The organism is Faecalicatena sp., assembly GCF_058819085.1.
In genome coordinates, this window is the sequence record NZ_JBZUUL010000019.1 from 45,257 (window position 1) to 59,180 (window position 13,924).

The window sequence follows — 13,924 nt, forward strand, 5'->3', positions numbered from 1 at the left end:
CCTATAGGGCTTCTGAATCGGATGGGCACTTGATTAAAGAGAAATCCGACAAACGGACTGTTGATGGCAGTGTCTCTTCTCCTTCTATTGCTCCCATAGAAACTACCATTGTTATATTAGCATCCGTTGGCTTATCTACATAAAATTCAGCCTCTGCTTCTTTCTCCTCCCCCGCAGTTAAGACAATATCTGCTCCGCCATACCAGTCGTAGGCCGCTGTCAGCATCGCAAGCTTTATGGTCCTCGTTTCTGTGGAGTGTGCTTTAAATGTTACTTTATAGCGGCAGCCTTCCTCCAGAGTGATGCCGCCCTGTTTCAATTGTACGTTCCAGTCAGCATTTCCCACATTATTGATCTGATAAACTGCACTTCCTTCTTCAAATACTACATTGGCTTCTCCCGGCAGCGTAACAGCACTTTCCCATGATTCACTTCCGGCAGCGAAGTCGGGATTTTTCAACATATTCTCGCCTGCCGGTTTCTCTTCAATCACAGGTGCATCTATTTTCTCTAAGCTGATATTATCTATGCAGATCCTGTGCTGGCTTGTTATCTGCGTTCCCCCTACGGCTCCCATGGAGAGACTTAATATAGACTTTAGGTCTGTAAGATGGTTCATTTGAAATTCCAATGTAAATGTCTGATAGTCACTTGTCAAATCTACGATCTTCTCTCCTGAATAAGGAGTCCAGTCATCATCCGCACTGCCATCTCTTTGAATGGCAAACATTAATTGTCTGTCAACACTTGATTTTGCATCCAGTGCAAGCCTGTACCACTGTCCGTTTTCCAGTTCTATATTGTTCTGTTTTAATTGAATCTTCCACGCCTGATCTCCTGTGTTATAGATCGTAAAATCTGCTGCGTAGTCTTCCGTCAGACTGTCTACCACACAGGATGCATCTGCCGAACCATCCACATACACCTCATAGCCTGCAAGTCCTGCCTGGAAGCTTCCATTTTTGATCAGCGCATCATCAACAATGCGGACAGCATCTAAATAATAGGTTCCCTGCTCGCTGATAATAAATACTACATCATTCGCCGTGTTTTCCCCGGACTTCATAAATTTATAGCTATATGCCGTATTCTCGCCAGTTAATTCTGCCCAAAAAGACTGTCCGGCCACTTCTGCCTGTATCCTTTTTCCTGAATCTCCCTGTGCATTGAAACTAAAAGCATAAGGTGTCTCAGCAGATAAAGCAAGTTCACTCTGTGAAATAATAACCGGGTTCTCCGGCGTTGTTCCTTCCGGCGCTGTCACCTTTAATCTCCTGCCATCCTCTAAACCAGTCACACTGACTTCGGCATTATCAGCGTTGATATCCCAGTATCCCAGATGGCCTTTTCCCTCCTGAAAGTTCCCGTTATAGACATAGTTTCCATCCGCCAGTACCGTCTTTTTCTCATCAGTATCTTCTGCCTGAGCCGTTTTCTTAAGTGTTACATTTGTAATAAAAACATCCGCTTTCGGCATAACATTCCCCAGATTAAACTCAAGGCGTCCATTGGCATCATCTTCCTGTGTCATGGTAAACTCATGGGTATAGATCTGCTTTTCAGTTGTTAAGTTAAACGTTGTATCGGGCATATAACGCACATAGCCATTATCCGGTGCAGTCACTCCTGCTTTTATGGTTCGCCCTTCTTCTGACCATGCTTCAAAAGACAGCTGGTAAGTCCCGCCCTTTTTCATGGGGAGATTTGGCTGTACAAGCTGCACACTGTAATCTGCAGTGCCGCCGTTGGCTGTATGTATTTGAATCATGTTATTTTTAATTTCTGCGTCTGCCTCTCCGTCAAGCGCAGTAAGAAATTTCCAGTCCTTCTCATCTGTCAGGTCTTCCGCATCTGCAAAATCACCATTTATGATATAATTTCCATTTTCATCCGGATCTCTGAGTATGACCTCACGGTCCGGCTTTGTTACATTCTCGTCATAACTGTCCTTCTGATATACCCTTACATAATCGATCTCGTAAGCCGCATGATCAAAGTCTGTTGTCTCATCCGGATATCCGACCCAGCTTCCCCCTACTGCAAGGTTCAAAATCATATAGAATTCCTGATCAAAAGGAGCCGGATAGGTTATCTCGCCCTGCCCTTCTGTCCTGCTATACCAATCATCCTCCGTATGGAACAGCTTTCCGTCTACATACCAGTTGATTCTTCCAGGCAGCCATTCCACCGCAAACGTATGATAATCATCAGAAAAACTTCCTTCACTTAACTGGCTGCTCCCCTGACTCTCCTTATGGGGATTACCATAATGAATCGTTCCGTAAGACTTCGATGTGTCACTTCCGTGCACTTCCATTATGTCGATCTCTCCGCATCTCGGCCACTGGCCGTACTGATTCTCGTCGGCTGCCATCAGCCAGAATGCCGGAAGATAGCCTTTTCCTTCGGGAACTTTCAGTCTGGCCTCAAAAATACCATATTTAAAATTCTGTTTGTTCTGCGTATTGATCCGTCCTGATGTATAGGATGCTTCTCCATTTTCATTCACAGTCTTAACTGGTTTTAATACCAGTTTCCCATCTTTCAAATAGATATTTTCTTCTGAATCCACATATTCCTGTAATTCTGCATTCACCCATCCTGGTGCATGTAATTCTACATTCCAGTCTTCTCTGTTCAGCACATCTCCTTCAAATTCATCCTGCCATTTCAAATGATAGCCTTCATACGACAACTGTTTTTCCTCCTCTCCCGGTTCCGTCCCTGGATGATCCTTTAACTCCATTTTATATTTCACTTTTACAGCTAATGTTGTCTTCTTACCGTCAACCATAATCTCTTTGTTCAGTGTTACCACCTTCTCTTCTGCTTCATTTCCCGCTGCCCGTACTAATAGCTCATGGTTTCCGGCAGCAAGCCCGGCTATAACCAGAAATAAAAGAAATGTACCTTTTTTTCTTCCTTTCAGCCTTCTCACCAATATAAAAATCAAAATTATACTAATCAGTACAATGAACAGCCACAGTAGGATCCGGCCGGAATCGCCGGTACGCGGCATTGTTTTATCTCCCGGGGCAGCATTGTTCTGGTTGCTGTTGGTGCCTCCATTATTATCTTTGTTTCCGTCATTCTGTTCGTTATCCTTTATATCATTTTGGTCCGCATTCTTTCTGTAAAATGTAACCTTTGTCTCTGATACGGTTCCTTCTGCTACTCTGGGAATAGCAAAAACCCATTCGTCCGGTGCCTCCCCTCCATCTTCTGCTGCAAACTTTTCTGGTATCTGCGCTCTGATCTCTACATCAGTTACTGCTCCTCCCTCTGCGGTTTCAATTGTGACGATCTCCGTAATATTCTGGTTCCCTGAATAGTCAGACTTGTCCGTAGTTACAGATATTTTAGGTTCCTGATTCGGGGAATCTGCTGCCGCTGCCGGTGTTTTCACAAACAATGTACACAAACATACAGCCAGCATTCCCACCACTATCCTGCTCCTTTTTAACACACATCTTCCCTCCTGATTTCATAATATTTTTACCATCTAATTGGATTTCATTTTACCTTTTTCATGGTTTCATATATACAAAATCAGAAGCAAAAATATCAGATTCATGTCCTTTCATATATTTTTACCGTATCGTAATTTTATGATCGTAATTCCCCAAAAGACGAAAGGCACCATGATTCACATAAATCATGGTGCCTTTCATCTATATAATCCTGTGCTCTCTCTTTATACCTGTGAATCCCCCATAAGTGGCCGATCTCCTCTGTTTATGCGGGTTTCCCGGCATTATACAAATCATCTGCCTCACCTAAAACGGGGATCATACGATCAGCATCGCATCCCCGAAACTGAAGAACCGATATTTCTCCTTCACGGCCTCCTCATAAGCACTCAGCACATGCTCTTTCCCTGCCAGTGCTGACACCAGCATGATCAGCGTGGATTCCGGAAGATGGAAATTGGTAATCAAACAGTCCAGTGCTTTGAACCTGTAACCCGGATAGATAAAGATCTCCGTCCATCCGCTGCATGCCTTTAAGCGTCCGTTTTCATCCGCAGCCGATTCGATGGTGCGGCAGCTTGTCGTTCCGACACAGATCACACGGCCCCCGTGTTCTTTTGCACGGTTGATCTTCTCAGCCGCCTCTTCCTCTATCTGATAGAATTCGGAGTGCATGTGATGATCTGTCACATCATCCACCTTTACAGGCCGAAAGGTTCCAAGCCCCACATGTAAAGTAACGCGGGCAATGTCGATTCCCTTTTCTTCGATCGTCTTTAAAAGCTCCGGCGTAAAATGCAGTCCTGCCGTCGGTGCCGCTGCGGAGCCCTCATTTGCCGCATACACGGTGTTGTACCTGTCGCGGTCTTTTAACTGATGTGTGATATAAGGCGGGAGCGGCATCTGCCCCAGCTTGTCCAGGATCTCCTCGAAGATCCCTTCATATTCAAAATGGATCAGGCGGTTGCCTTCCTCCACCACATCCATGACCTCTCCCACCAGGAGTCCGTCACCAAAGCTGATCCTGGTACCCGGCTTTGCCTTTTTCCCGGGCTTTACAAGCGTCTCCCAGACATCATTTTCCTTCCGTTTGAGCAGCAGGACTTCAATCTTTGCATCCGTACCGATCTTAGATCCGATCAGACGGGCAGGGATGACCTTCGTATCATTGATGACCATGCAGTCTCCCGGCTTAAGGTATTCTATGATATCACGGAACATGCGGTGCCGGATCTTTCCTGTTTCTTTCTCTAATACAAGCAGCCGGGAACCGGATCTGTCCTCTAAAGGATCCTGAGCGATCAGTTCCTGGGGCAGGTCATAATAAAAATCACTTGTCTTCAACTTGATTTCCTTCTTTCTACTGATTTAGGAGCAGTGACGACATGTCTGCCTTCACTGCTCCTTAAAGATTTTCTGGTTTCTTACTGTCTCAGTTCGATTCCCATATCCTCCAGTGCCTTTAAGATCTTCTTCATTGCCGCTGATACATCAGCCTCTTCCAGAGTCTTGTCTTTTGCACGGAATACGATCGAATATGCAACGGATTTAAAGCCTTCCTTGATCTGTGCGCCTTCATACAGGTCGAACAGCGCATAGCTTTCCAGATAAGAGCCGCCCTTCTTTTCAATAACATTCTCGATCTCACCTACCAGCACATTCTTTGGTACTACCATACTGATATCACGGGTTACAGCAGGATATTTTGCGATTCCTGTGTACTTTCTGTCGAAGGTTGCGTACTCCATGATCTCCGGCATATCGATCACTGCCACATAAGCGCGGTCCCCGATCCCATAATTGTCAGCAACCTCAGGATGGATCTCTCCTAAATAACCGATCACTTTTCCCTCATACACGATATTTGCCTGGCGTCCCGGGTGCAGATACGGCTTGCCTGCATTCGGATCATAGGTTTCCTTCCTCTCCATACCGATCTTTTCGAAGAATTCCTCTACAACGCCCTTCATGCTGAAGAAATCACCTTTTCCGTACATTCCCAGCGTGAACTGCATCCGTTCTTCCGGCAGCTCTGTCAACGGCAGAGACTTCGGAAGGTAAATGTTACCCAGCTCATACAGGCGTACATCCTTATTTCTGCGGTTGTAGTTGGTTGCCAGCGAGGTCAGCATTCCGTTTAAGGAGGTAGTTCTCATAATACTGTAGTCCTCGCCGAGCGGGTTCATGATATTTACGGTTCTGCGAAGAGGAGAATCCTCTGGCAGAAGCAGTTTGTCGAATACCTTCGGGCTTTCGAAGGAATAGGTCATTCCCTGACTGAAACCACAGAATTCTGCAATATTTCTTGCAACCTCTTCGATCCTCAGCTTGAAGGAAAGCTTTCCTGTGGTTGCCTCACCGTTTGGCAGTGTGGTCGGGATATTATCATATCCGTAGAATCTAGCAACCTCCTCTGCCAGGTCTGCCATTCTGAACAGATCGTGACGGAAGGTCGGAGCGATCACTTCTTTTGCCTTTGCATCGTATTCCAGTCCGATCTTCTCGAAATATCCCAGCATCTCTGCTTCTGAAATGTCAGTTCCCAGCATGGCATTGATCTTGTCTGCATCAAACGGTACACGTACCGGCTCTTTTACCTTTCCGTAAACGTCCACAGTTCCTCCGACTACCTCTCCGGCTCCCAGCTCTTCTACTAACTGGCAGGCACGGTCGATGGCAGCCTTTGCATTGTTCGGGTCCAGTCCTTTTTCGAATTTACCGGAAGCGTCTGTACGCAGTCCTACCCTCTTGCTGGACTTTCTGATATTCACGCCGTCAAAGCAGGCAGCCTCAAACAGCATCGTCTGAACATTGTCTGTGATCATGGAGTTTTCTCCGCCCATGATCCCGGCGATCCCGATCTGCTTCTCACCGTCACAGATCATCAGCACATCGCTGTCTAAGTTTCTCTCCTGGCCGTCCAGTGTGGTGAACTTATCTCCATCCTGTGCAGTCTTTACAACGATCTGACGCCCTGCAATGGTATCCAGGTCATAGGCATGCATCGGCTGTCCGTATTCTTCCATCACATAGTTTGTGATATCAACCAGGTTGTTGATCGGGCGGATCCCCACAGATGCCAGTCTTCTCTGCATCCATTTTGGGGACGGTCCTACTTTTACATTTTTCACCACTCTTGCACAGTAACGCGGGCAGAGGTCTGTATTTTCTACAGATACCTTGATGTAATCATTGACATCCTCGTCATTTCCAGTCTCTGTCACAACAGGAGGTACAAATTCCTTACGGAAGGTTGCTGCCGCCTCACGTGCGATCCCGATCACACTGTAGCAGTCCACCCTGTTAGAGGTCACCTCGTACTCAAACACAACATCGTTCAGGCCCAGTGCCTCGATCGCACTTGCTCCGACTTCGGCATCCTCCGGCATAATATAGATTCCATTATCCGGTGCCTCCGGGTACATCTCCTTTGTGGAACCCAGCTCCTCGATGGAGCACATCATGCCGCAGCTCTCGATGCCTCGCAGTTTTCCTTTTTTAATCTTGATTCCCCCCGGTGTCTTGGAACCGTCGTGGCCGCCCGCGACACGTCCTCCGTCCAGTACGACCGGAACCTTGTCTTTCTCATGCACATTGCTGGCGCCTGTAACGATCTGAACCGACATATTCCCCACATTCACCTGGCAGATGATCAGCTTGTCCGCATCCGGGTGTTTGTCGATCTTCTCGATCTGTCCGATCACGATATTTTCCAGATCTGCGTCTAATTCCTCAAATCCTTCTACCTTTGTACCTGACAATGTCATTGCATCTGTATACTCCTGCGCTGTCACGTCTAAATCCGGGACATACGCCTTGATCCATGATAATGAAGTATTCACTCTTATTTCCTCACTTTCTGATTCTCATACTTTCTATTCTCAGCGTTTTTTTGCCTTTTCTGTATTGCCTGAATGCATTTTAGAATTGTTTCAGGAAACGGATATCATTTTCGTACAGCAGTCTCATATCGTCGATCTCATATTTCAGAAGAGCGATACGTTCCAGGCCGACCCCAAATGCGAAACCGGAATATTCCTCCGGATCGATGCCGCACATTTCCAATACATGCGGATGTACCATTCCACAGCCCAGGATCTCGATCCAGCCTGATCCCTTACAGAAACGGCATCCTTTTCCGCCGCACTTGAAGCAGCTTACATCCACCTCGGCGCTTGGCTCTGTGAATGGGAAATGATGCGGACGGAACTTCGTCTTTGTCTCCGGTCCGAACAGTTCTTTTGCAAATACTTCCAGGGTTCCTTTCAGGTCTGCAAAGGAGATATTCTTGTCGATCACAAGTCCTTCGATCTGATGGAAGGAAGGAGAATGTGTCGCATCCACTTCATCGGAACGGAAGACTCTTCCCGGTGCGATCATACGGATCGGCAGTTTTCCCTGCTCCATGACACGTGCCTGTACCGGTGATGTCTGGGTACGCAGCACGATATCCTTATTAATATAGAAGGTATCCTGCTCGTCCTTTGCCGGATGATCTGCAGGGATGTTCAGTTTTTCAAAGTTATACAGATCATATTCCACTTCCGGTCCTTCCACGACCTCATATCCCATCCCTACGAAGATACGCTCCACTTCTTCCAGGGCAATGGTGTTTGGATGTCTGTGTCCCACCGTATTCTTCTTGGACGGCAGAGTTACATCGATCACTTCTGCCTTTAACTTCGCCTCTCTTAAGACCTTCTCCATCATCGTCCTGGATTCTTCCAAAACAGACTCGATGGCTGCTCTTGTCTCATTGACAAGCTGTCCCACCTTCGGTCTCTCCTCCGGTGCCACATCCTTCATTCCTTTTAAGACGGCTGTCAGTTCCCCTTTCTTACCAAGAAACCTGACACGAACCTCGTTCAGCTTCTCAGGAACATCCGCAGCCTGGATCTGTGCGATTGCTTCTTCTTTGATCTGTTCCAACTTTTCCTTCATGAATTTCTTCTCCTTTCATATTCCCTGTAAAATAGAACTAAGCGGGCAGGCTCACTTCAATTTTCCATCCCCCGGAGGGTTTTTATGATATAGTAAATTCCAAAGGAATCTCCTATATCATAAAAAAAACTTCCTCCCAACAAAGGGACGAAGTTCATATCGCGGTACCACCCTAATTCCCGCAGCTGACTGCAGGCGCTTAGTCTTGTGTAACGTACAACATACGGCATCCTCTACTACTCTTAACGAACTTTCAAGGACACAGCTGGCGTGGGAATTTCGATTGCCATCTGAACTAAAGAAAACTTTCAGCCAGTGATTTTCTCTCTCTGATAGGAAATGGGTCTCTACTGTACACGATCATCGCTTTTTACTTTTATTTAACTACTTCAATAATTGATTGAATTCACTTTATTATTGTAACATAAGCTTTTCGAATGTCAAGATTTTTTTATTTTTCCGGGATTTTTCCGCCATTATATGGTATAGTTATTTTTATAATTTACGGCACAGCCGTAATTGCTCACAGGACATGTATCGCGGTATTCCCTGCGAGCTTACCATTTTTGATAAAGGAGCCATAGTTTATGAAAATGAATGAATTGAAACTCGTCTATTTCAGCCCGACAGGCACTACACGCAGGGTCATCATGGAGGCTGCCAGAAATATTGAACTGAAATCTGTTTCCTTTGACCTTACAGTACACAAAGAAAAGAGGCCGTCACTGCAGTTTAAAAGCAATGATTTCGTTCTTTTTGGGATTCCCGTTTACAGCGGCCGTGTGCCGCAGACATTTTTGGAATATTTTGATACACTGCAGGGTGATCATACTCCGGCAGCGTTGATCGCTACATACGGATGCCGTGAATATGAAGATGCACTTCTGGAATTAAAGACTGAGGTAGAAAAACGAGGCTTCAAAGTCATCGGAGCCGGAGCTTTCCCGACAGAGCACTCCATTGTACGTTCCATCGGACTGAGCCGTCCAAACAAGGAGGACATGAAGATAATCGCTGATTTCGGCATCCAGCTGAACCGCCGCATCAGGCAGAAGGAAAATTTTGATAATATTAAGATCCAGGTGCCCGGCAACACGCCATACCGTAAGTACAGCCGCACCCCTCTATATCCCAAAACAGATGTCAGTCTCTGTACAGAATGTGGAGCATGTGCTAAGCTTTGCCCGTCTGGGGCCATCTCTGCCGCAGATCCTAAAAAGGTAGACAAAAAGAAGTGTATCACCTGTACAAAATGTGTACGCGGATGTAAACAAAAGGCAAAACATGTCAGCAGCTTTAAAATGAAAATGGCCTATAAAAAGCTCACAAAAGTCTGTCAGAGTGATAAAGCAGCAGACATTTTCCTGTAAGACGCCCCCTCCTGTGATGTCTCTTTGCCATCGAGGCAGAGGGACCTTCCTTATTGAGGATAAATACATCGGCGTAGGATAAGTTTTTTAGCTGCATACAACAAAAAAAACAGGCCGGACCTTATGGATGTTATCTTTCTCCATAAGATCCGGCCTGCTTTATCTCATACCGCTTCGTGAATGGCCAGCCTCCGCATCCGGACGAAACCTCTGCGGCGGCATACCGCACCTGCTTTACGTCAGGCGCTCCATCTCACGATCATGTCTCATTAATTCTAGTTTAATTCGTCAACAACTTTCTGGATTGCTGCAAGTGCGTCATCAGGAAGTTTGTCATATCCTTCTTTCGCTGTCTCGAATGCTTTGATCTCGTTTACACGGTCATTCATACGAGCTTTCAGCTGTGATACATACTCAGCATCTTCCATGTTCGGTACGAAGCCTTCCCAATCCATGATCTCGATGTCTGAGAATGGTCCCCACTGATGGAAGTCTGCTTTCTTCTCTACGATCGCTTCCAGGATTCCAAGTGTATCCTTAGGCTGTACCTTCTTGCCCATGAAATCTCCTGTGTTGATGATGTAGCAGTCTACGTTCTTCTCTTCAACCAGCTTTTTGAACTTCGCATAGTCATGTGACAGCGGATATGTTCTAAATGGGTTAGCGTAAGGCACAACTACCAGCTTATTCGGGTCTACGCCAGGAGCAAGTCTCTCTGCTGTAGATCTCTTTGTTGCCAGTGTAGCTCCCATTACAGATGCAAGGGATGCTCCTTTTAATTTCACTACCGGCGGAATGGTTGGGTCTTTCATGATCCAGAAGATCGCGTTAACCGGGGAGTCGATCTTGTCAACACGGTTAGGTGACCATAATTTGGACTTGATCGCACGTCCGTTACCATTTCTGATATCTTCTGTTACTAACTGGACTTTTCCGTCCTCATCAAGTGTTGCAGAGCAGTTCTGAGCTGTCAGCAGATACTTGTTGTCCGGGCATCCTGTCGGATAATCCTGTGTCTTGTCAAAGTATGTTGGCTCAATAGCGATAGATGCACATGTATCAGTATTGATAATGAAAGCATCATCGTGAAGAACCTTGATCTCATATTTTCCGTCATGCTTAGCATGTGTGATCGTAGACTTACCTGATCCTGACAGACCATATACAGATGCAACATATTTGCTTCCGTCAGCAAGTGTGTACTCTTTCTGTCCGCCATGGCAGGAAGCGTATCCGTTGCGGTTAGCGATCGCCCATACCATAGTAAGAGTACCTTTCTTGTGCTCTCCGAAGTATCTCATACCAAGGATACATGCACAGTTTGTATCTGTGTTGAAGTAGCACAGTGTCTGTGGATCGCTTAAGCAGCTGTAATCAACACCTGGGTGAGCAACCGGTGTCCACTGTGGGTCTGAGAAAATGTAGATGTCAGGTTCTTTTCCGTCACCGACTGCAACAGAGTTCTTGTACATCTTTACATAATCGTCTGACATGTACTGGAAGTTCAGCATCCAGGAGTACATGATATTCTCTTCGCCTTCTGGAATCAGGAGGTGTACTTTTACCATGAATTCCGGATCAAGTCCTGCATATACAGTTGCATGATACAGTTTTTTGTAGCGTGCGCTGTAAATAGCATCCATAGCCACTTTGTCTAATTTATCACAGTCTACGCCCGGCTCGCCAGCGATACGGCGTGCTGCTGCGTAACGTCCTGTGATCGCACCGTCATTGAATAAAAGAACCTTTGCATCTGCGTCCAGACCAAATTCTTCTCCTCTATATACCGGCATGTCTGTAACGATCGTTCCCGGTGAATTCTTTGCAAGATTATATGCCTCTTTTAATGTGTTAACTGGAACTACGTTGTTTCCATAAAATGCTGCTTCAATGATGGATCTTGTCTTTGAAAATCCTGGTTTGCCTTTTCCAATTTCATTAATTGGATAATATGCTTTAGTTGACATAGTGTTAATTTCCTCCTTCAAATCGAAATTTGTTCAATTATCTCATGTTTGTATTGAAAAGTCAATACTTTTACTGAAAGTGGTTATCTCTTTAGATTCATTTATTTATGAAATTCTCATTAAATACATTAAAAAAAGCACGAAAATGCAAGTCCGTTTTTTATTTCCTGCATTTTCGCGCTTTATATTGTTCATTTTATCTCTTTTTTACCGCTTTTTAAGCTCTTTTTTGCAACTCGCTTGTTAAATATTTCACTAAACGCATATTTAAAAGTATTTATTCTTTAATTTTGTCGTATAGACCATGAACCAGACCATTGCAGCAAAAAATACCGCCATCGCAATGTAATCAAGAATCTGGATCGGAGTCACATAAAAATGGATCACATCGACAGCACCATACAGAGTGGTTGCGATACCGAATATCAGAACTGCCGGAACCGCCTTTTCCATATATGCTTTTTTATCCTTACAGTTATGTTCTGAGTAATTCTTACCTAGCAGAAGTACTTCGTTGATATGTCCATCCTTTTTCATTTTTAAATATGCATACAGGCAGTAAATACCACAGCATAAGATCAGGATACTGATCGCACCAAACATACTATCCATACATTACACCTCTACGCCGAGAATTATCTTCACGGTCTCTTTCATCTTATCCACATCACACTCTCTTGTATGGAGTATCTCTGCATTGCGGATCTCCTCAATCGCCTTAGGGATCTCGACTCCCGATGCTTTTTCCAGTTCATCGATCAGGGCAAACTCATCCATTGTATCGTAAGAAGCATCGATCGCTGTCATCACACTTCTTGCAAACTTGTATGGGCTTGCAGTGGATGCGACCAGTGCCTTTTTGGTATCGCCGCTTTCGTTCTTATATGCCTTACATACGTGGGCCGCAACCGCTGTATGGGTATCCATCACATAACCTGTTGAGCGGTATGTATCCCGGATAACCTCTTTTGTCTCATCCTCAGTTGCATAGCCGCCTGCAAAATCAGCCAGCTTCTCCTTCATTTCCGGCGTGATCTCGTATACCCCTTCTGTATTGAGCTTTTTCATCAGCTCTGCATTCTTCTGTGCATCCCCTCCTGCGATCGTATAGATCAAACGCTCCAGATTACTGGAGATCAGGATATCCATGGATGGGGATGAGGTCAGCACGAACTCACGGTTCTTATCGTATCTTCCTGTCTGGAAGAAATCGAAAAGCACTTTGTTTTCATTGGATGCGCAGATCAGCTTAGCGATCGGAACGCCCATCTGTTTTGCATAATATGCAGCCAGGATATTGCCAAAGTTACCGGTCGGAACCGTTACGTTGATCTCCTCGCCGTTCTCGATCTCCTCGTTTTCAAGCAGCTTCGCATACGCGTACACATAGTATACGACCTGTGGAACCAGACGGCCGATATTGATGGAGTTGGCGGAAGAGAACTGATACCCTGCCCGGCTTAACTCCTGTTCCAGCTCTTTATCTTCAAAAAGAGCCTTTACGCCGCTCTGAGCATTGTCAAAGTTGCCGTGGATCGCTACTACAGAAGTGTTCTTCCCTTTCTGTGTCACCATCTGCAGCTCCTGGACTCTGCTCACTCCGTCCTTTGGATAAAATACAATGATCTTGGTACCAGGAACATCCGCAAATCCAGCAAGAGCCGCTTTCCCGGTGTCGCCGGATGTGGCTGTCAGGATCACGATCTCCTTTGTCACATGATTCTTCTTCGCTGCTGTGGTAAGCAGATGTGGAAGGATGGACAATGCCATATCCTTGAACGCGATCGTTGCACCGTGGAATAATTCCAGGTGATAGGTATCTCCCACCTTGACAAGAGGCGCGATCACTTCTGTATCGAACTTCTCATCATAAGCACTGTTGATACAATGTTTCAACTCTTCCTCTGTGAAATCAGTGAAAAACTGTTTCATGACTGCATATGCCGTCTCTTGGTAACTCATACTCTTTAAGGCGTCCATTGTTACATCCAGCTTTGGAATCTCCACAGGGACGAAGAGTCCGCCGTCTTCTGCCAGACCTTTTAAGATCGCTTCGGAGGCTGTGACTGTTTTCTCTGCATTCCTTGTACTTTTGTATAATAGATTCATTCTTTTTACCCTCTTTTTCTTTCTTCACTGTGTTACTGCACTGAATTATATCATATGTCCTTTGCAG

Annotated in this window: 8 protein-coding genes and 1 other annotated feature; of the genes, 1 reads left to right on the plus strand and 7 read right to left on the minus strand. The window is 45.5% G+C overall.

Annotated features, from left to right (window positions below; translation table 11 throughout):
* Window position 1: 1 nt before the first annotated feature.
* The 4 genes from AC4OGX_RS09315 to pheS form a co-directional block, all read right to left on the minus strand.
* Window positions 2-3,466 (minus strand): carbohydrate binding domain-containing protein, encoded by a 3,465-nt coding sequence (locus AC4OGX_RS09315; RefSeq protein WP_493330030.1) that lies wholly within the window; start codon window positions 3,464-3,466, stop codon window positions 2-4.
* A gap of 322 nt (window positions 3,467-3,788) precedes the next feature.
* The gene (gene queA, locus AC4OGX_RS09320) at window positions 3,789-4,814 is read right to left on the minus strand and encodes a tRNA preQ1(34) S-adenosylmethionine ribosyltransferase-isomerase QueA (protein ID WP_493330032.1); all 1,026 of its coding nucleotides are present in this window, start codon (window positions 4,812-4,814) and stop codon (window positions 3,789-3,791) included.
* A gap of 80 nt (window positions 4,815-4,894) precedes the next feature.
* The gene (gene pheT / locus AC4OGX_RS09325; RefSeq protein ID WP_493330034.1) at window positions 4,895-7,312 is read right to left on the minus strand and encodes a phenylalanine--tRNA ligase subunit beta; all 2,418 of its coding nucleotides are present in this window, start codon (window positions 7,310-7,312) and stop codon (window positions 4,895-4,897) included.
* A gap of 79 nt (window positions 7,313-7,391) precedes the next feature.
* Window positions 7,392-8,411, minus strand: a complete 1,020-nt coding sequence (pheS, locus tag AC4OGX_RS09330; RefSeq protein WP_493330035.1) for a phenylalanine--tRNA ligase subunit alpha — start codon at window positions 8,409-8,411, stop codon at window positions 7,392-7,394.
* 140 nt (window positions 8,412-8,551) lie between these two features.
* Window positions 8,552-8,784 (minus strand) — a binding site (T-box leader).
* A 214-nt stretch (window positions 8,785-8,998) separates the two neighbouring features.
* On the opposite strand from pheS, the gene AC4OGX_RS09335 reads away from it, so the two are divergent.
* The gene (locus AC4OGX_RS09335) at window positions 8,999-9,781 is read left to right on the plus strand and encodes an EFR1 family ferrodoxin (RefSeq protein WP_493330036.1); all 783 of its coding nucleotides are present in this window, start codon (window positions 8,999-9,001) and stop codon (window positions 9,779-9,781) included.
* A gap of 275 nt (window positions 9,782-10,056) precedes the next feature.
* Here the strand turns inward: AC4OGX_RS09335 and AC4OGX_RS09340 are convergent, their stop codons facing one another.
* From AC4OGX_RS09340 to thrC, 3 genes are all read right to left on the minus strand, one after another.
* Window positions 10,057-11,748, minus strand: coding sequence for a phosphoenolpyruvate carboxykinase (ATP) (locus tag AC4OGX_RS09340; RefSeq protein ID WP_493330038.1), 1,692 nt, complete (start codon window positions 11,746-11,748; stop codon window positions 10,057-10,059).
* A 267-nt stretch (window positions 11,749-12,015) separates the two neighbouring features.
* Complete coding sequence (locus AC4OGX_RS09345) at window positions 12,016-12,360, minus strand: hypothetical protein (RefSeq protein WP_493330040.1); 345 nt, start codon at window positions 12,358-12,360, stop codon at window positions 12,016-12,018.
* A 3-nt stretch (window positions 12,361-12,363) separates the two neighbouring features.
* Window positions 12,364-13,857 (minus strand): threonine synthase, encoded by a 1,494-nt coding sequence (gene thrC / locus AC4OGX_RS09350; protein ID WP_493330041.1) that lies wholly within the window; start codon window positions 13,855-13,857, stop codon window positions 12,364-12,366.
* Window positions 13,858-13,924: the final 67 nt, after the last annotated feature.